Source organism: Streptomyces spiramyceticus (assembly GCF_028807635.1).
Taxonomy (GTDB): Bacteria; Actinomycetota; Actinomycetes; order Streptomycetales; family Streptomycetaceae; genus Streptomyces; species Streptomyces spiramyceticus.
Genome location: NZ_JARBAX010000001.1, coordinates 191,704 through 211,318 on the forward strand (window position 1 = coordinate 191,704; position 19,615 = coordinate 211,318).

Annotated in this window: 13 protein-coding genes; 3 read left to right on the forward strand and 10 right to left on the reverse strand. The window is 67.9% G+C overall.

All coding sequences use genetic code 11. The annotated features are described in order from the left end of the window. Positions 1-11 precede the first annotated feature (11 nt). From dpgD to PXH83_RS00700, 7 genes are all read right to left on the reverse strand, one after another. A complete protein-coding gene (gene dpgD / locus PXH83_RS00665) occupies positions 12-815 on the reverse strand; it encodes an enoyl-CoA-hydratase DpgD (protein WP_274555432.1) in 804 nt (267 codons plus the stop codon). Then, on the reverse strand, positions 812-2,119 hold the full coding sequence (gene dpgC, locus PXH83_RS00670; RefSeq protein ID WP_274555434.1) for a (3,5-dihydroxyphenyl)acetyl-CoA 1,2-dioxygenase DpgC: 1,308 nt from the start codon (positions 2,117-2,119) through the stop codon (positions 812-814). The genes dpgD and dpgC overlap by 4 nt, the downstream gene beginning before the upstream one ends. Next, positions 2,116-2,793, reverse strand: a complete 678-nt coding sequence (dpgB, locus tag PXH83_RS00675; protein WP_274555436.1) for an enoyl-CoA-hydratase DpgB — start codon at positions 2,791-2,793, stop codon at positions 2,116-2,118. The genes dpgC and dpgB overlap by 4 nt, the downstream gene beginning before the upstream one ends. A gap of 23 nt (positions 2,794-2,816) precedes the next feature. Continuing rightward, a complete protein-coding gene (gene dpgA, locus PXH83_RS00680; RefSeq protein WP_274555438.1) occupies positions 2,817-3,890 on the reverse strand; it encodes a 3,5-dihydroxyphenylacetyl-CoA synthase DpgA in 1,074 nt (357 codons plus the stop codon). 183 nt (positions 3,891-4,073) lie between these two features. Further along, the gene (locus PXH83_RS32310) at positions 4,074-6,413 is read right to left on the reverse strand and encodes an aminotransferase class I/II-fold pyridoxal phosphate-dependent enzyme (RefSeq protein ID WP_338054693.1); all 2,340 of its coding nucleotides are present in this window, start codon (positions 6,411-6,413) and stop codon (positions 4,074-4,076) included. Between the two features lie 136 nt (positions 6,414-6,549). Next, positions 6,550-9,441 (reverse strand): helix-turn-helix transcriptional regulator, encoded by a 2,892-nt coding sequence (locus PXH83_RS00695; RefSeq protein WP_274555440.1) that lies wholly within the window; start codon positions 9,439-9,441, stop codon positions 6,550-6,552. A 274-nt stretch (positions 9,442-9,715) separates the two neighbouring features. Beyond that, the gene (locus PXH83_RS00700) at positions 9,716-10,882 is read right to left on the reverse strand and encodes a prephenate dehydrogenase (protein WP_274555442.1); all 1,167 of its coding nucleotides are present in this window, start codon (positions 10,880-10,882) and stop codon (positions 9,716-9,718) included. A 158-nt stretch (positions 10,883-11,040) separates the two neighbouring features. Between PXH83_RS00700 and hppD the strand changes: the two genes are divergently transcribed. After that, a complete protein-coding gene (gene hppD, locus PXH83_RS00705; protein ID WP_274555444.1) occupies positions 11,041-12,144 on the forward strand; it encodes a 4-hydroxyphenylpyruvate dioxygenase in 1,104 nt (367 codons plus the stop codon). Beyond that, entirely contained in the window at positions 12,125-13,246 is a 1,122-nt protein-coding gene (locus tag PXH83_RS00710) for an alpha-hydroxy acid oxidase (protein WP_274555445.1), read from the forward strand. Before hppD ends, PXH83_RS00710 begins: the two co-directional genes overlap by 20 nt. Positions 13,247-13,392: 146 nt before the next feature. Here PXH83_RS00710 and PXH83_RS00715 read toward each other — a convergent pair whose 3' ends face one another. Together PXH83_RS00715 and PXH83_RS00720 are read right to left on the reverse strand one after the other, a co-directional pair. Further along, positions 13,393-14,439: a ParB/RepB/Spo0J family partition protein gene (locus PXH83_RS00715; RefSeq protein ID WP_274555446.1), complete on the reverse strand. Its 1,047-nt coding sequence runs from the start codon at positions 14,437-14,439 to the stop codon at positions 13,393-13,395. A 576-nt stretch (positions 14,440-15,015) separates the two neighbouring features. Further along, positions 15,016-18,741 carry an NACHT N-terminal helical domain 7-containing protein gene (locus PXH83_RS00720; protein ID WP_274555447.1) on the reverse strand — a complete coding sequence of 1,242 codons (3,726 nt, stop codon included), beginning with the start codon at positions 18,739-18,741 and terminating at the stop codon, positions 15,016-15,018. 172 nt (positions 18,742-18,913) lie between these two features. Between PXH83_RS00720 and PXH83_RS00725 the strand changes: the two genes are divergently transcribed. Continuing rightward, on the forward strand, positions 18,914-19,078 hold the full coding sequence (locus tag PXH83_RS00725) for a hypothetical protein (RefSeq protein WP_274555448.1): 165 nt from the start codon (positions 18,914-18,916) through the stop codon (positions 19,076-19,078). Between the two features lie 101 nt (positions 19,079-19,179). Here PXH83_RS00725 and PXH83_RS00730 read toward each other — a convergent pair whose 3' ends face one another. Beyond that, on the reverse strand, positions 19,180-19,602 hold the full coding sequence (locus tag PXH83_RS00730) for a secondary thiamine-phosphate synthase enzyme YjbQ (protein WP_274555450.1): 423 nt from the start codon (positions 19,600-19,602) through the stop codon (positions 19,180-19,182). Positions 19,603-19,615: the final 13 nt, after the last annotated feature.

Genomic DNA, 19,615 nt, shown 5'->3' on the forward strand with positions numbered 1-19,615 from the left:
CAACAATGCGCTCAGCGGCCGGACCAGACCGGTTCCCGCTTCTCGGCGAACGCCCGTACTCCTTCCACCGCGTCTGTGCTGCGCCTGCGGCGCTCCTCCCAGGCGTACTCGGCGGTGAACGCCTCTTCGAGCGGCATGTCGACGGACCTGAGTACGGCTTCCTTGATGGCCCTGACCGAGAGCGGAGCGCTCCGTACCAGATCTGCGGTCCACTCGTCGGTGCATCGGTCCAGCCGGTCCGCCGGGACGACCTCGTTGACCAGGCCGAACCCGAGAGCCGTGGCGGCGCTGAACCGACGGCCGGTCAGCAGGTACCCCATGGCGATCTTCTGCGGGAACTGCCTCGCGAGCCGGAACGCACCACCGGCCCCGGGGATGAGACCGAGCCGCGCCTCGGGCAGCCCGAAGACCGCCCGGTCCGATGCGATGATCAGGTCGCAGGCCAGGGCGAGCTCGCAACCGCCGCCCAACGCGTACCCGTCGACCCGGGCGACCACCGGTTTGGACAGCGTGAACCGGTCGGTGAGGCGGGGCCATCCCGGCTGCCCCCGGCTGCCGAAGGTCGTCAGCGGCGCCCCGTCCTGGTCGAGGCGGGCCCGCTCCCTCAGGTCCTGCCCGACGGAGAAGGCACGTTCGCCCGCCCCGGTCAGCACCGCCACTCTCACGTCGTCGTCGGCCTCGACCTCGTCCCAGATGCAGGCGAGTTCCTCGTGCATACGGAGGTCCATCGCATTGAGCACCTCGGGACGGTCGAGCGTGATACGGGCGACGTGGTCCTTCTTCTCGTACCGCACCCGGGCCTGGACGTCGGTCATGCGGACCGCGCCCCGAACCGGCCGACCTTGTGGATCACGTCCTGGCCGTAGAGCCGCAGAGCCTGTTGCAGTGCGAACTCCGCCATGTACGCACGGAACGCGTCCGGTGGCTCCTCGGCGAGGTTCAGCATGCGCCGGTTGGCCAGTACGGCCTCACTGTCGAGCCGTACGAGACTCCGCTCGATGGCGGCGTCCATGTCGTGCGGCTCCACCACCTCGTCGATCATCAGGCGCGCGTCGGGCTCGCTCGCCCGGATTCTGCGGCCCTGGAGAATGACCTGCCGGGCCAGGCACGGCCCGGCGAAGCGGCTGTACCGGAAGTTCGCGACGCCGGGAATGATGCCTTCCTTAGCCGCGGGAAGGGTGAAGTAGGCGTCGGCCGCGGCCAGCACATGGTCGAACACCAGCAGCAGCTGGAACCCGCCGCCGATGGCGAAGCCGTCCACGGCAGCCACCCACGGCTTCTCGATGTGAGGCGAGTGCCACTGGCCGGGCCGGTCGGTGAGCACGCCACGGACGAGCTTGTGGATGTAGCCGAGCTCGCGCCGCAGCAGGAAGTCGACCAGCGAGATGTCGCCGGAGCTGAGGTTCTTGAGGTTGATTCCCGCGCTGAACACCCGCTTTCCCCGGTAGCGGGGATGGCTCATCTCTCCGCCACGGAGCAGGCCGACGCGGACGGCCGGATCGAGCAGGGCGAGATCGACGGCGGTCTCCATGTCGTCGACCTGCTGGTTGTCCTCGGCGTTCAGGCAGTCGTCCCGGCACATCGTCAGCCGCGCCACCCCGTCGCGGCGTTCCAGCCGTACGGCCTCCATCTCCACGATCCCGGTCCGGGTGAACTCCGGCAGCAGCCGCAGCGCCCGGGGGGTCGGCCGGAGCATCGCGTCGAGCAGGTGCGGGCCCGCGGAAGGCGAGCGCAGCACCGCCCTCAGGAAGATGCCCTGGTCGATCTCGTGTCCTTCTTTGTCGGCCTGGGGCCGGCTCCGGTCGGACGCCAGCCGCTCGGCCGACGGTACGAGCGCGGGGAAGGCGGTCGCGGCTGCCTCGACCAGCTCCTCGATCCGCAGGGCGAGGGTGCGGCCCGCGGTGAGCCGGTCGTACAGGGCGTCGACATGCGCGTCGAGGAACTGGACCCGTAACGACCGCGCCGCGTCCTTGGCGGTGGCGGCGACCGCCTGCTGCTCCGGTGATCGCGACGTCGGCCGCGGCAGCGACTCCTCCAGTTCCCAGGCGCGTTCGGCGGCTTCGTACAGGCTCGGCCAGACAACGGGCGCGGCGTCCGGCGCCGCGAGCGTCGTCGTCACGATGCCTCCGCGGCGGCAACCCGGCGCAGGGCGCGGTCGCATGCCGCGAGGTGCGGTCCGAGGGCGTCCTCGAAGCTCGTCGAGGTCGCGTTGAACAGGAGCTGGCGCCGGATGGCGAGCTCGCTGCCGGACAGCCGGCCGACCAGTTGTGCCGTGGCCTCCAGCACACCGGCCGCGTCGTCGGCCAGCTCGTCGACGATCCCCAGCGTCAGCGCCTCGGGTGCGGGGATCGGCAGACCGAACATCACGGCGCGACGGATTTTCGCCGCACCCGCTTGCTGGACGAGCCGGTAGGCGGCCATCCCGGGCCAGGTGGCCTCACCGTCGGTCGCGACCAGCAGTCGCGATTCCCGGGTGACGATCCGGAAGTCGGTGGCCAGGAAGGCGTCGAGTGCGGCGCCGCCGATGTCTTCCGAGGCCACCGCCACTGTGGGGGTCGGGAGCCGCTCCAGCCGACGCAGTACGCGCTCCCATTTGGTGACCAGCGCGACGCTCAGCCCGCTGGTCCAGCCGGCCTGGGGCGTTCCGGCCGCGTGCACGGTCACGACACCGGTCGCGACACCGGTCGCGGCCGGGTCCTGCTGCTGGTCCTCGGCCTTGTCGCACACGGCCTCGACCGCCTTGACCGTATCGGCCGACAGAGGGGCGGTTCCGTCGATCCACAATGTGAGCATGTCGCCTGTCTCTCTCCCGGTGGTCACCACTGGACCAGCGCCGTCTCGAGTGTGGATCCCGGCCCCATGGTCATGAGGACGCCGTAGTCACCGGGTTGGGCGACCTTTTCGTCGAGGAGCCTCTCGTACGAGAAGAGGAAGGAACCGCTCGACACATTTCCGTAGTCACGCAGCACCTCGACGGTGTGCCGCAACGCGTGGCGCGTCAGGCCGAGGTTGACGATCACGGCGTCGATCACCTTCTTGCCGCCGGAGTGGACCAGCCAGTGCCCGATGTCGCTCCTGCGCAGTCCCGTCCCCTGGAGCAGTCGGTCGACGACGAGTTCGGCGTGCGCGCCCACGACGTAGGGGATCTGCGGATCGAGGAAGAAGCTGAACCGGCTCTGCGTCGCGTCCCAGTCGTAGCGCATGGCGCCCACTGCTTCCGGGATGATGCAGCTGGCGAATTTGAGGATGCTCGGGCCCTCGGGGGTTCCCGAAGCGGCGTCCTGCGTGCCCGAGACGAGGGCTATGGCACCGGCGCCGTCGCCGAACAGGCTGTTCACGACCGCAGTCCGCATGGTCGAGTCCATCGCGTACGCGGCGGAGCAGGCCTCCGCACAGAGCACGACGGCGAGTTCGCCGGGGTGTGCGCTGGACCAGCCGGACACCACGTTGAGGGCGTTGAGGCCGGCGTTGCAGCCCATGCCGACGATGTCGGAGCGGCTGCAGTGCCGGTCGATGCCCAGCTCGCGGATCATCAGGGCGCTGAGGCCGGGGGTGAGGAATCCGGTGGAGGTCACACAGCACAGGTGACGCAGGTCGGAGAGATCGGCGCCCGCCCTCTTCAGGCAGGCGCGCAGGGCCTCGGTGCCCATTTCGATCGCCAGGGCCTTGTGCTTGGCGAGGAGTTCCCCCTGCGGCTCCGAAACACGCTCGCCGTCCGCGTTCTGCGGAGGGAGGGTGAGGTGGCGTTGTTCGATCGCACTGTTGAGGAAGACCGAGCGGATTCGGGGGTCGCTGATGTCGAAGGCGTCGAGGACCTCCTGCTGCGAGAGCGAGGTACCGGTCGAGGCTGTGCCCACTCCTACGATGCGCGGCGCGAGAGGTGTCTGCATACCTTGAGCGCCCCATATCGACGGGTCGGTGTCCGTAATCTCCGCGCCCGAAAGTACCGGACGGTCAATGTTGATGGTCAACGGAAAGTCCACCCCCACGTACGCGGCTTGCTCCGCGGTGTTTGCGTGATCCTGCTTCCGGCCACTCTCTTCGCCTTTCTCGGGACAGGTTTCCGGGTGGTTCTACGACTCCGCGCATTCCGCCTCGATGAAGCGGGCGAGCCGTGCGGTGCCCTCTTCGATCTCCGCAGGAGTCAGGTAACTGGTGGACAGCCGGATTCCGTGGTGTCCACCGCCCTGCGGGTAGAAGTAGCTCATCGGCGTCCAGATGACACCGAATTCCTCGGCGGATCGGGTCAACGCCTCGTTGTCGGCGCGGAAAGGGACGCGCACCGTGAGAAAGAAGCCGCCGGTCGGCTCGTTCCACCGCACTCCCAGGGCCGCCCGGCGGTCGGCGGGCAGATTCCGGTCAAGGCACCGCAAGGTGGCTTGCATGGCGTTGCCGTAATAGGCGGCGGCCTCTTTGTTCATCTCCGAGATCCGTCCGTCGGACGCGAGGAGTGCGCCGGCCACGGCGGCCTGGCTCAGCGACGACGTATTGACCGTCACCATGCTCTTGATCTTGGCGAGTTCGTCGGCGAGGAGACCGGTCCGGCCGGAATCGTCCACAACGTGCTGGTCGGCGACGGCGAAGCCCACTCGGGCGCCGGGGAACACCGTCTTGGCGTACGAGCCGATGTGGACGACGGAGCGTGCGCGGTCGAGGGATTTGAGCGTCGGCTGCGGCGTGCCGGGGCTCACCATCCGGTACGGGCTGTCCTCGATGATGAGGATGTCGTGACGGCTCGCGAGCTTCAGGAGCGAGGCACGGGTGGCCGGACTCATGGTGGTGCCGGACGGGTTGGAGTGATCGGGGACCACATAGAAGGCGCGGGGCCGCCGCCCGCGCGCCCGCTCGTGCCGGATCGCCGCATCGAGGTCGTCGCAGGAGAAGCCGTCTTCGCGCTCCTCGACAGCGGTCACCGCGATGTCGAGCAGCCTGGCCGCGCCGGTGATGCCCACGTAGCAGGGGCTGGCGACCAGGAGGACGTCGTCCGGGCCGGTGATGAGGGCGCGCAGCACCAGCAGCATGGCTTCCTGGGCGCCCACGGTCACCACGATGGACTCGTGCGGTACGTCGATGTTCTCGTCGACGCGGAGCGAGTCCGCGATGATTTCGCGGATCTGGCCGGCCGTCGGGCCGTACTGATACATGGCGGTACGGATCGCCTGCGGCGAACTGCCCTGCTCCGTCAGGTGATCCAGGTACCGGCGGATGTCGGTGATGATCTGCTCGGTGTCGAAGAGCCCGTCGTACGGACGGCCTGGCGCGAAGGAGATCGCGTCGGGGTAGCGATGTGTGACCTCGTTGAGGAAGGTCATCGTGCCCAGGACCGGATCGGAGACGCTGGCGTGCAGGTCGCTCTTGCGCAGCGCCGGAGCGGGTCCGGACGTCGACGCACTGACCGGGTAGCCGGTGCGGAGCACTTCGGCACCGACTTCCGCGACCGACCCGGTCCCGGTGAACGCCAGCGCCGCCCGCAGCTCTTCGACGAGGTCGTCCAGCACCTCGGTGACGCCCTCGCGGGCGGCGACCAGGAGCCCGTCCAAGACCGGTCGGTCGACCATGACGGCGTCGGCGCCGCAGGCGAGCGATGCCAGGACGTCGGCTCCGCGACGGTTGCCTCCGCCCAGCAGTACGGGGACGCGGCCGTCGACGGCCGCGGCGATCGCCGGGAGGGTTTCCAGTACCTCGGCGACGATCCCGTCGGCGCCGCTTTCGAGTGCGCGCACCGCGCCGGCGGCGCTTCGAACGCCCGCGACCAGCACCGGAAGCGAGGTGACCGAGCGCAGCCACTCGACGTCGGACCAGTCGGCGAAGGCGTCGAGCAGGGCCCGGAGGTCTGCGTAGGGGCCGTATCCGCCGAGGTCGGCGAGCGGTCCCACGCCGTAGGGGCGGCGGATCGGGTTTTCCTCCGCGAGGTTGACCGGAACTGCGCCCGGTCCGAACCGGACATGGCGCTGGGGGCCCAGCGCGAGCATCAGCGCCTCGCATCCGGCGTCGGCCGCGCTCGCGACGAGGCGCCGGGCCATGGAGCGGTCCCGGAAGGGGTGGGTCCGCAGCCACAGCGGGCCTTCGGCGGCCGAGCAGAGCTCCGCGAGATTGCGCCCGGTGAACGCGCTCACGACGGCGGGGAGTCCGGCCGCGCCGGCCGCCCGTACGACGGCCAGTTCGCCGTCGGGCCGGACAAGACCCGCGAGCGGCCCGACGAGCAGCGGCGCCGACCAGACGCTGTCCAGGATCTTGGTCGCGGTCTCCGGCGGTCCGGGGTGTCCGGAGCTGCCCTGCCACAGCCCTACCCGGTCGAACGCCTCCCGGTTACCGGCCCAGGTGCGTTCTTCGTCCTCCAGGAATTCAGAAAGTACGGAATGCAGACCTTCCCGCGCCAGGCGCGCATATTCGTCCAGGCCCCGTGCCGCCATGAATTCCCCCCGTGCAGCATCAGCTATTGCGGAGTATCAACTCTGGCCGTCAGGATCACATGGCGGCAGGTGCTCCGACAAACGTCGTCCAACCGACCGGACCGGTCACTTGGACGTGCCATCAACACCGTTCTCTTTATTGCCCGTTCGGGAAGCATGGGATATCAGTGAAGGCCAGGAGTTCCGTTGGCAGACCGGAACGACTCCTGACCTTCAACTTGCGATAAATTTTGGTCAGATGCTGCTCGACCGTACTTACCGTGATGAAGAGCTTGTCGGCGATCTCACGATTGGTACAGCCGGCTGTGGCGAGCGCCCCGACCCTGAGTTCGGCGTCGGTGAGCCGGCTCAGTACTGGGCTTCTTCCGCCGTCCTCGGCGGCAACCTCCCTGACGTGTTCGTCGTGGTGCGACGCCCTGGGGTCCGAGGGACCGGTTCGCTCGTGCTCATCTCCCGGGGCACTGCCGAGGGAGGGGACAACGTCCCTCCGGTTGGGCGACGGGATCTTCCGGGCGAGCGGCGGGACCGTCCGGCCGTGCGGCGGGCCGGGACGGTCCTGGGTGTCCAGCGCGGCCTCCATGTCGATCTGCGCACGCCTGCACTCCACCTGGTCGCCGCACGCCGCGAGAATCTGTATCGCCTCGTTGAGCAGCGACAACCGGTCGCGCCCCGTACTGATCGCCGCGAGCCGGCGCAGCGCGATTCCCCTGGCCCGGCAGCGCTCGTCGCTCAGGAGGGAGAGCTGTTGCTCGATCAGTGCTCTCGCCTGGCGGACCCACCCCATGGCGGTGAGTGCCGCGGCCGCGTCGTTGCGCCAGTCGGACAGTTCCGGGGAGTCGAGCTGCCATTTGGTCAGCATGTCGCCGCACGACTGGAAGTGCGTCAGGGCGGTGTGCGGACGTCCCATGGCCAGGTGGTAGCGGCCCAGCGCCTGAAGGTAGGGCAACGCGAACGGCGTGCCGAACATGACCGGTGGGACAGCAATGTTGAGATAGCGCATCACCGTTTCGAAGTCGCCCAGTTCGGTCGCGGCGCGCACGGCCAGCGCAAGTGGAAGGCCGACCACCATTCCCCAGGCCGACGGCGCGACAAGTTCCAGCGCCATACGTGCGGACTCCGCTGCCGCAGCGAAGTCGCCCCGGCGCAGGGCAGCCGCCGACCTGACCGTCTCCAGCAGCGCGCGCCGCAGGGGAACACGCCGGATCCACGGCTCTTTCAGCAGCCGCTCGGACCAGAGAATCGCTTCGTCCTGCCGGCAGGACTCGATCAGGCAGAGGAGTGCGAAGAGGGTGGGGGCCAGTGGGCTGCCGGCGTGGGTGCTGTGCAGCACCTGGTCGGCCCCCTGGGGCGCGTCCGCGTCACCGGACAGGCTCGTCGAAAGGTTGAGGAGGGTGAGTGCGAGCGTCGAATGAGGCCCGGTCAAGGGGGTGTGAGGGTGGTGGTTTTCGCCGTACGTGTCCTTGGCGGCCGGGCCGGCCGCCGACTCCGGGCGGCATAAGGACAGCCACAGACGGGCGAAGTTGATGTTGACCGGTGCGGTTCCCCACGCCGGGACGGCCGGGGTTCTGTCCCCTCCGCTCTCGATGGTGCTCAGCAGTGAGTCCGCCTGCGCGATGTCACCGCGCCACAGCAGGTGCTTGACGGGGACCATGGCGTCGTCGCCGGTGAGCAGGCCGACGCGCACCAGGTGGCTGAGATGAGGCAGGTGCCGGGTCGCCTTGGCGGGGTCGATGAGCCACTGGGCTTCTGCGAGTGCCGCGAAGATGTGTGCTTCCTGCGCCGAGTCGGCGCAGATCCCGGACGCGTGCCGAAGGTAGCCGACGCATTCTGCGATGTCGCCCGATTCCACTGCCTCGCGGGCGGCGTCGCGGAGTATGTAGACCCGCCACGGGGCCTTCATCAGGTCGCGGGTGGCCATGAGTTGATCGGCGACCACACGCGCGGATGCCCCGCTTTTGTGGAGCAGTTCGGCCGCGCGGCCGTGCATGGTGAGGAGGTCTTCCGGTGAGATGTCGGCGAGCACGGCGTGACGTGCCCGTTCGTGCCGGAATCGCATGTCCGCGAGCAGGCCTGCTGCGTTCAGATCGGCGAGGCTGCGGCGTACCGACGTGGCATCACCTCCGACGAAATCACCGATCAGTGAGGGCGAGGCGGACTCTCCCAGCACCGCCAGGGTGCGGGCGGCGGCGAGCATCGACGGTTCGCACCGGTGAACGCACCGCAGGAAGGCGTGCCGGAAGGATTCGCCCGGCTCCGGCCGCCCCGGCGCCGTCGTCCGCGTCGAGCCGCCTTCGGCGGGGTGCTTCTTGATCAGGAAGTCCTCGACCAGGGCGTGCAGCAGCAGAGGATTGCCTCCGGTCACTTCCGCCCAGGATTCGACGGTGTCCTTCGGCATCGCACCCAGCCGGCGGGTCAGCTGGTCGGCGACACCGATGCCGGCCAGTGGCGCCAGCCTGATCAGGTGGCAGTAGGGCAGATGCAGGGTTTCGGCGTGCAGCGTCGCCATTTCCCGCTCGTGGCAGGAGCTCTCGTTCAGCACGATGAGGACGGCCGACGTATCGATTCGTCGAATCAGGTAGCGCAGGCACTGGAGTGACGATTCGTCCGCCACGTGCACGTCGTCGATTCCGAGGACGAGTGGTCTCTCCTCGGCGAGTTCACAGATGCTCCGGCTGATGCGTTGCAGCACCCGGAGCGGCACCGGCGGAGTCCCCCGGCGATCTCCGGCCGATACCGTGACCCCTACGTCCTCGGCGGCGAACGGGTCCGCGTCCATCCCGGCCGCACGTAACGCGCGCACCAACTGGTCGATCAGACCGAACTGATGCAGCCGCTCACTGGCCGACGCCGTGACCGACGAGAACAGGCCCCCCTTCTCCGCGACACGCTTGGCGAACACCTGAAGCAGGGCCGTCTTTCCGCAGCCGACGGGCCCACTGGCCAGGACGACGGCCCCCTTGCCCCGAACGCACCCGGCGTACAGCCGGTCGAGCAGCAGCAGTTCCCGATCTCTTTCGCTGACCTTCACAGATTCCCCCGTGCCTTCTGTGCATATTGTTCAGCGCCTAAATAACTCAGCTCCGCACTTCCTGCCGCGCAGGCTGTCCAATAAGTGAGATGGAATAAAAAGTAGCTTTGACCTGCAACGACCGGCCTTGTGGGGGGTCTATACCTGTACGTTGCGGTAAAGCAACACAACCCCGAAAGCATACCGATTCGTTCTGACAGATGGAGAACATTTTCGGCCACCGAAAGCAGAACGCCTCAATGACAAGTGGGCAACCGGCCGCTGGAGTCCCAGCTCAGGTACGGATGGCCGGAAATGCCGGACCTTCTTCCCGCCAGTCGGCCTGTGCACCCTTCTGCCGCACCGCGTCCCACCCCTGGGCCACCAGTTCGGCCACCATGCGGTCCGCGAGGTCCGTGACGTACGGAGTGGCGCCGAACCGCACGGTGAGCCCGTCCCCCCACGGGGCCGCGGCATCCTCGACGGTGGCGTCCTCCGCGGTGACTCCGAAGCCGGCGACGGCGTCGAGCAGTCGGGAGAGCTCGCCGGGGCGGTTCGTGACGGCCACGCGCACCTGAAGGCCGTCGGCCGATGCGTCGAGGCGGACCGGCGGCAGCTCGGCGAGGCCTGCGATGCCCCGGTCGAGCAGGTCCACCAAGGTCCGCATGGCGGGGGTCCGTTCACCGGCGTCCGGTTCGGCGAGGACGTCCAGGGCCGACACCAGCCGGGACAGATCGGCGTGCAGGTCCTTCATGACGCCCACGACCGAGGCGGCATTGGCCTGGAGAATGTCGCCCCACAGCCCGGAAGCACCGCCCGCGATCCGGGTGACGTCCCGCAGGCCCTGGCCGGCGAAGCGCGACATCCCGTCCGGGCCCTCCTGAAGCCGTGCCGCCATCAGACTGGCGACCAGATGCGGTACGTGCGAGGTCAGCGCGACGGCTTCGTCGTGGGCCCGGCTTTGCGTCACCACGGGATTCGCGCCGCACAGAGCAACCAGTTCCCGGGCCCGGTCCAGCGCCGCGCTCGACGTCACGGGGGACGGGGTGAGCACCCAGGAGCGGCCCTGGAACAGGTCGGCGCGGGCGGCAAGCGGACCTCTCCGCTCGCGCCCGGCCAGCGGATGGCCGCCGACGTACCGGGACGGATGGGGCGCATGCCGTAACGCCTCCGTTTCGGGCCCGGACTTCACACTCGCCGCATCCGTGTAGCTGTGGGCGAATTCACGCCCCTGGAGCTCGGCGAGAACGGTGCCCACATCGCTGGGCGGCACCGCGAGCACCGCGAGGTCCACCGGCCCGGCCGGGGGCCCGGCCCGTCCCGCCCCGAGGGCCGCGGCGGTTCTGGCGGCCATCGGGTCCTGATCGGACAGGAACACGGTCACACCCCGCCGGCTCGCTGCCAGCGCTATCGATGTGCCGATCAAACCCGTGCCGACGACGGCAATGGTACGGATCGCCATTCTTCACCCCGTCCGGAAAGACATCGACCATATGCAGAAAAGCGCGCTCAGTCTATGTATTGGGGTTGTCCAGCCACCAGGTCCGACGTTTATAGCCAGAAACACAATCGCGACCTAGAGTTCGGGAAAATCAATCCTTTCCCGGCTGGGGGGCACTCATGAAGGATTTATCAAGAGCCGCGGATCCGCACGGGGATCTCGCCATCGACTACGTCGAGATATACGTGGAACACCTGGAGTCGGCGCTGTCCGTCTGGGTCGACCAGTACGCATTCACCGTGATCGGCACCAGCAGCTCCGCGGAGCACCGCAGCATCGCCCTGCGCCAGGGGCTCATCACCCTGGTCCTCACCCAGGCGACCTCCGACCAGCACCCGGCATCCGCGTACGTCTCCTCCCACGGTGACGGAGTCGCCGACATCGCCCTGCGTACCGCCGACGTGGAAGCGGCGTTCAGTGCAGCGGTCACCAATGGCGCCCGGATTCACCGGCAGCCGGCCCGGCACTCGGGCGACGGTCCCGCCGTGACCGCCGCGGTGCAGGGCTTCGGGGACGTCCTTCACACGCTCGTGCAGCGCACGCCCGGGGAGGAGCCGGGGCTGCCTCCCGGCTTCGTGTCCGAGCACCGTCCGGCAGACCAACGGGCGGACGACGTGGCCCTGCTGGACATCGACCACGTCGCGGTGTGCCTCAGCACCGGCGATCTGGAACCCACCGTCGCGTACTACCGCGACGTCCTCGGGTTCCGGCACACCTTCGAGGAACGCATCGTCGTCGGTTCGCAGGCGATGGAGTCGAAGGTCGTACAGAGCCGGTCCGGCGCCGTGACCCTGACACTCATCCAGCCCGACCCGACCGCGGACCCGGGCCAGATCGACGAGTTCCTCAAGGGCCATCAGGGCTCCGGCGTACAGCACTTGGCCTTTTCCTCGCAGGACGCGGTGCGCTCCGTGAAAGCCCTGGGCGGACGCGGAGTCGCATTCCTCACCACGCCCTCGGCCTACTACGACCTGCTGGGCGAACGGATCGACCTGGGGCAGCAGCGGCTGGAAGACCTGCGAGCGACGAAGGTGCTCGCGGACGAGGACCACGGCGGCCAGCTGTTCCAGATCTTCACGGCCTCCACCCACCCGCGGCGGACCCTGTTCTTCGAGGTCATCGAGCGACAGGGCGCGGAGACCTTCGGCAGTTCGAACATCAAGGCGCTGTACGAGGCCGTCGAGCTGGAGCGGACCGGGCAGCGTGAATTCCGCCGGCGCTGAACCCGCCGTCGGGACGGTGGCCGAGGCAGCACTTGCCTGCCTGGCCGACTTCGAAGCCGCCGCCGCGTCTGTCCTGCCGTACGACATCCGGGACTTCGTGGCCGGCGGCAGCGGAGCCGAGACGACGCTCGACGCCAACCGCGCCGCTCTGGACCGTGTCTTCCTCGTCCCGCGGGTCCTCAGGGACGTCTCGCGCGTCACGACGGACACCGTCCTGCTCGGCCGGCCGGCCAGTCTGCCGGTGGCGGTGGCACCGATCGCCTACCACCGGATGGTGCACCCCGACGGCGAACTCGCGACCGCCCGTGCGGCGAAGGCGGCGGGCGTGCCGTTCACCGCCGGCACACTGAGCAGCGTGCCGATCGAGGACATCACCGCGGTCGGTGGCACCGTCTGGTTCCAGCTCTACTGGCTGCGGGACACGGCGCAGTCGTGGGAATTGGTGCGCAGAGCGGAGGACGCCGGGTGCGAGGCCATCGTGCTGACGGTCGACGTGCCCTGGATGGGGCGACGGCTCCGGGACGTACGCAACCGGTTCGCGCTGCCCGGCCATGTGGCGGCGGCCAATTTCCCCTCCGGCCCGGCGGCACATCAGCGGTTCTCGGACGCCTCAGCGGTGGCCGTTCACACCAGTCGGACATTCTCGTCGGCGGTGACGTGGTCGTCCGTGGCGGCTCTGCGCGAGCGGACCGGTCTTCCGCTGGTGCTGAAGGGCGTTCTCGCGCCCGAGGACGCGATCCGCGCGGCCGAGTCCGGGGTCGATGCCGTCGTGGTCTCCAACCACGGCGGCCGCCAGCTCGACGGCGCGATTCCCAGCATCGACGCTCTGGCGGAGGTGGTACGGGCCGTACGCGGGAGCTGTGAGGTGCTGCTGGACAGCGGCATCCGCAGCGGCAGCGACGTACTCAAGGCTCTCGCCCTCGGCGCGTCCGGCGTACTGGTCGGCCGTCCCCTGATCTGGGGTCTCGCCGCGTCGGGGCAATCCGGTGCGGCACGGGTGCTGGAGCTGCTGGCCGCCGAAGTCCGGGACGCCCTGGGGCTGTCGGGCTGCGACAGTGTCGCCGCGGCCGCTCAGCTGCGTACCGTTCGCGACGGAAGCTGATCGTCCGAGACGGCCGCGCGGATGTCCTGCGCGACAGCACTTCGCCCCGCCGGATGAAAACCCGGCGGGGCGAAGTGGTGTGGCCGTTCGTTCCTCAGGTCGTCCAACCGTGCGTTCTGCGCGCTCGGACACCACGGCCGGAAGACTCAACCAGTCTGTGGAACATCATCCTGAATACGCGCGGCAAATTCCGACCAGAGCGCGGCGAACTGCTGAGCCAGGTCGGCAACGATGTCACTGCAGTGCGGCGGGATGTTGTTGATGATCGCTTCCCACTCCTCCTTCTGGAGCGTATGCACAGCCATCAGGCGCAGCAGATTGCGTCCCGTGTCGCTGAAACGCAGAGCCGGGTCCGCCTTCAGCCGTGTGACGAGCGCGGCGTGGTCGGCGGCCCGTTCGCCCTGAGGCCGACCTGGTCGGCGGACCCGCGCCTGACCGCCGAACTCCCTGCCGCCGGCGAATTCCCTGCCGCGGCCCGGAGAGCCGCTTCGTCCCGTGACCGCCACCGTGCCGGCGGTCGCCGCGACCGCGCCCGCGACGGCTGAAGTCTTTCTCCTGCGCGGCTCCGGAAGGAGGCTGTCGCCGTTGCAGAGACGGTTGCGTACGTCCCGTGCTGTCTCGGGAGAGATACCGGCCGCCCGGCCGACCTGACGCAGGGACAGGTTCGGATTCGCGGTGAGCAGCTCCCCCGCGAGCATGCGCCCGACGCTGCTGTCGAGGGGCCGAAGCCTGCCGTCCTGACCGATTCGCCTGTCGTGCGTCTCCGATTCACAGACGGTCCACTTGCGGATGTCCGCCACCGTGCCCGGAGAGATGCCGGTGACCGATGCCACCCTCCGGTCGGACCACTGCGGGTGCGACGCGATGATGCGCTCGGCGGCGCGTTTACGGTCCGCCAGAGCCAGCGGCAGACCGTGCGTGACGTTGAGCCTGACCGCGAGCACGAATGCTTCGGCCTCGTCACCGTCGAAGAACTGGACCGCTATTTTGTCGTCACCGCGCAGCCTGGCCGCCCTGAGCCGGTGAAAACCGTCGATGACCGTCATCGTCGCCCGATGCACGACGATGGGCGGAAGCGCATTTTGCGCCGCCGCCAATAACTGCACATGCTCCGGCCTCTCGCCGGAGAGCCGCGGCGAGCCGGCCAGGCTCAGTGAACTCAGTTCCACTTCCACCACGGGCTGCTCGTCCATCTCCGCTTCCCCGTGCGCCACCCCCCGGCTCCTCATGAACCCGAATTCATGAGGTCGGCGCCGATGCGGACCAGGAGCTCCTCTTGATCGCCTCGGTCAGCCTTGATGCATCTCTGGAAATGCGGATCGAATTGCAGAATCCAGCCTTTGAGCAATGTCCTCGAACCCCCTGGACGATGCGAAAAGAACATCCGATCGACCGAACATGTGTCCACCGGATCGGAGCAAAAATTAACATTCGCCCTTTGGGGGTCGTAACCCCTGCCTTAAGCTCCCCCTGTCTACCCCTACGACGCCCCTACTCGCCGCTGGACGCCCAGGGCCTCACCCCCGCACCCCTTATGCCGGGCCGCCCACGGGCCGCCCCACGCTCAGCAGGGGAAGCCCGGTCCAGCGAGCCCAACCCAGGAAGCTCAGCTGCACCTGGCGGTCGACGTTGTCCGGTTTGTCGCGAAACCCCGTTAGGGCAACCTCAAGAGTAAGCGTCCCTCGAGGACGCACTTCGAACGGCCGGCCCATCCTTTGCGTGGCCCGTCCGAGCCCGGTCGCCCACACCGTTCGAAGACGCATGAGGAGTCAAGAGTGAGACTTACGAGCGGCCCCCGGATCACGCGGCATTGCGGCAGACCGGCCGCGCCAAATCTGTTCGATACCGTTCAGTGCGTCGAGAAGTGCGGTGTCGTGCACAGCTCCCCTCACTGAGTCGACGTCACTGGGCCGCAGTCGCTTCAGCGCACCGGGTCCCAGCGACAACAGCATCGGCTCGGCGTGCTCGGCGAGCCAGCCCTCCTGACCGAGTTCGCGGGCCAGCCGGAGCAGACCGATCACGGCCTCCGGTGAGCGCTCGGAGGCAGGAGCTGCCGCGAGGAGCGACAGCCCCTCGTCAAGTACTGCCCTGCCTGGGCCGTGCTCCGTCACCTGCCAGACGTGGGTGGAGTCGGCCACCCGAAGGATGTGCAGCAAGCGGTCCTGCGGGCTGGGGGCATCCTGAAAGAGCCCCGCATACCTGTGCAGATGGTCGACAAGCACGTTGAGGTGTCTTTCGAATTGCTTCCCCGAGAGATCTGTTCGCTCCATCTGCTTCTGTACATACGCATACAAAACAGGCCATACCTGTATCGGCGGCGGACCCGGATCGGTAGGCCATAGGCGGATCAGTTGCTGAAGTAGGGGTAGGACTACGTCTTCTGGAAGCAAGGCGGCGTCATGGGCAAGGTGCCGGGTGAGCACGTCCGCGACCAGCGAGCGGTCCTCGTCGGGCAGATTCTGCAGCACCGACAGGACATCGACATAGCGTCTGATCACGTCTTCCGGATTCCCCGTGTCCCGGCAGACCAGCGCCACCAGCGCATGCGCGGCTGAGAGTCCGTGCTGGTTCTCGTCAATGCAGTAGGTCCGCAGGGTGCTGGGGAGTTTCCGCAGGAGGGGGAACAGTGCGTGCAACAACTGCTGCACATCGGTGTCGCAGAGGAAGGAAAGGCGCCGCATCAGATCAGAGGCGTCCACGCCCTTTGAATCGTGATATGCAGTGGGCCCCAGCGAGTTCAGACGCAGGGTCCAGTACAGACCGTCTGCGGACGAAGAGGTACCGCGCATACTGATCCGCAGATCCCACACTCCGTCAAGGGCCGGGCCGATGGCCTGGTGCTCCAACGACAGTGTCCGGGTGAACGTCTCCCAGGAGGCTTCCCCGAACTGCGAACGCCACAGCTGCGCAGAGCGCCACCAGCGGTCGACCGGTGTGTCTGTGGCCAAGAACTCCGAGGCGCATACGCCTTCTTCTGCAAGCACCGCGAGCAGCAGAAGATTCGCACTGTAGGTGGCGTCCGACTCGATCCGGTTCCGTTCGACGGGGCGGTACGACAACGGTGCGCGTTGCTTGCCGCCCTGGTAGGTTCGCTGGAACAGGTTGCGCAGCAGTGCAGACAGAGTTGCGCGCTGGCTTGCCGGGCTAAGACCAGGCAGCTCTCCCACATTGCGTAGGACTTCGGCGCGGTCAGTCAGAGGGACAAAGGACAGCAGGGCGTACAGACATCCGTCGTCGACCTGCCCCAGTCCTTTCTGTTCCCCATCGGCGACGGCACGCCGCAGTTCGTTGCCGATCACCCGGGCCACCAGATACTCGCCGAAAGTAGCGTGCAGGAATTCGTACGACCTGATCTCCTCGGCCGCGACCACAGCCTGAGCTTCGTGCACGAAGAAGAACCGGCCGAACAGCAGCGTGGAGCTGTCCTCGCCGAGCAGCGCCGCGAGGTCTGTGTCCGCCTCGGACGCCGTGATGCTCTGCCTGCGGCGGTTGAACATGCCGATCGCGATCACACCAAGGCGTCCGAGTTCCCTTTCGATGGCTTCCGCCTCGGCCGTCGGAGGCAGCAAGCCTTGGTGCTTGACGACTTGGCGGCGTACGAACTCCACGAGAAGCCGCTCATACAGGTCAACGCGATGGATGCCCTGTCTGCCAAGGCGCCGCAGCGGATTGTCGACGGCGTCGTACAGCGCCAGCATCAACAGCAACAGAGGTTGACTCGCCAGGTCGCGGTGCGGGCGAACCACGTCCCAGCTCAGCGGTTCGAGGCCGTGAGAGGCGAAGTAGCGCCGATTCGTAGCCTCCCAGACCTCCAGCCAGCAGGCGATCCGTGTATCGTCAAACGGCTCCAGGCGAATCACGGTGCTGGCTGTCGGGGTGAGGGCTTGGTCGGCGACCACCGTACGGCTCGTCACTACGAAGACGACAGGGCGCCCCAACTCGCTTTCCCGTTGCTGAAGTTGTTCCACATTTTTGAGGTATCGCCACTGTTGGCTCATGTCGAGCTGGCCCGCGCCCGCCTGAAGTAGTTCGTCAAATCCGTCCAGCAATACGACCCGGACGGCATCAGACGACGATCCCGCAGTGTCCGGCCATGTCGTGCGGCGTCCGGTCGAGCGGAACAGCGCCTCCTCGAGTTGCTCCTGAAGCTCCAGGTCTGCCGGGATGTGACGCAGTTCGACATGGAGACAGAAGAAGTCGGCCTCCGGCAGTCGGGCGGCGATCAACCTGGTGAGCAGAGACTTTCCAGAGCCGGGGTGGCCGAGCACTAGAAGAGGCGCCTGCGTGGCCTGGTGAGTGAGCAAATGTGCGGCGAGAAACCCCGCAATGTCCTCCCTGAGGGGCTGACGCTGCCACCAGTCGTCGGCGGCTAGCCGCCAGCCGACCGGGTGCTCGGCCACTCGGAAGGCCGGGTTCACATAACCCGCATGGAGGGAGGGGATAGCAGGGCCTGAACCCTCGGCGGAGGCGATCGGCGTCCGCATTCGCTCACGCTGCTGTGCGCTGGCCGGACCTGCATCCGCGAACTCTCCTAATAACAGGCCGAGTTCCACGAGACCGACTCGGTCGGGGGTGATCTGCTGCCGACGGTCCTCCTGGTCCGGATCGTACGTCTCACACGTGAGGCGCAGCTCTGGACAGTCCCAGGTGATCGGGGCGAGCAAACGTTCGTAGCGCCGCTGTGCCAGCTGTGCGAGTTGCTCCGGCGGATACCCGAAGGAGTTGCCAAGACTGTGTACGGTCTCGGCCACGGACGCGTAGGCGGCGGATATCTCCTCACGGAGTTCCACGGTGTCCCGGACCCGGACCGAACCGAGCACGACGCGCCCGAGTTCTTCGAGGACCTGCGTGGTGATGTCGCCGGTCCCGTCCCCGACTTCGGGACCTCGTACGGTTCCGGACCGTGCAACGGCGTCGCAGAAGGCAGTAACCAGGAGGACTACGTCCGCCGCGCACAGTAGGGCTGTCCTCGTGGTACCTCGGACGGCACGGACCCGAGCCCCGAACCCGTCGAACAGCCCCCGCAGGTCGACGGCCGCTCCACCGATGAGCTTCAGTGGTTTGAGCAGCTCCTCGGCGAGATCATCGAAGCCGTGCCGACCGCCGACGAGGGTATCAACTGCGTCTGCGAAATCGAAGGTGATGCTCTCCACCCGAGGCTGCAGCGGTGCTGCCACCCTTTTGGTCCGCCGCGCCTGACGCTGCCCCTCCGCAGTGCCTTCAAGCTCGGCGAGGCGGGCGCGCCACCACGCCGGATCCAAGGACAGGCCCGGCGGCGGATGCGCGCCCACGCGGGTCCGGCACTGATCCACGATCAGCAGGATGTCGTCCAGCGGCGGCGGTGTAGAACGCCGCCCGTTGAGGAGTTCGGAGACCGCCGCGTCACTGCGGTGAAGCGCCCGGGCGAGTTCGGTCTGCGGGACGCCACAACCGCGTACGAGGCGGCGGACCACAGCACAGAAGTCCGCCACGGCACCCGACGATTCCCCTGCCAAGGATCCCCCCTGGTTTCGCTCAGTTTCGGACCTACGCCCAGCAGCGTACGGCGCGACCTGCACCGGTGGCCGTGAACTTCAGTCTTCTTCTGCAGTACGCCGCCTGGGATTGCCTGTACCGCAGACTCAAGCCACCGGCCGCCCCAGCGACCGCTCGACGAAGGGGGAATCGATGTCCTGGCTGACGACCGACCCAGTAGCCCTGTGGCTCGCACTGATGTTCTTCGCGTTCTTCGCAGGGGTGATACTCCCCGCAGTCTGGTCCTCGCGCCCGACTCGTCGGCAGGCGGCGGCAGCGGTCCTCGCCCAGCTCCTGACGGTTCTGCGGCGTCGCTGACGACAACGGAGCGGACCCACCTCACGCGTGGTTTCGTACACACCAGGGGCCTTCGACCCTGGTGCGGTCCTGCTCTATTGGAGGTGCAGGGTCCCAGCAAACTAGCCGAGAAAGCTCAGGCGGATCTGACGGCTGGGGTTATCCCTATTGGTGTCGACGAGGCAGACGGACTGCCATGTGCCCAGTTCCAGCCGGCCGCCGACCACCGGCAGCGTCGCGTGCGGTGGTACGAGCGCGGGCAGTACGTGGTCCCTGCCGTGGCCGGGGCTGCCGTGGCGGTGTTGCCAGCGGTCGTCGGCGGGCAGCAGGGTGTGGAGCGTCGCCAGCAGGTCGTTGTCGCTGCCCGCCCCGGTTTCCAGGACCGCGATACCGGCCGTCGCGTGCGGTACGAAGACGTTGAGCAGGCCGTCCCTGCCCCGCGCCGCCTGCTGAAGGAATTCCTCGCAGTCCCGCGTCAGGTCGGTCACGGTCTCCTTCGAGCCGGTCACGACGCGCAGGATGCGGGTGGTGAAGACATCGGACATGCTCCCCATCCTG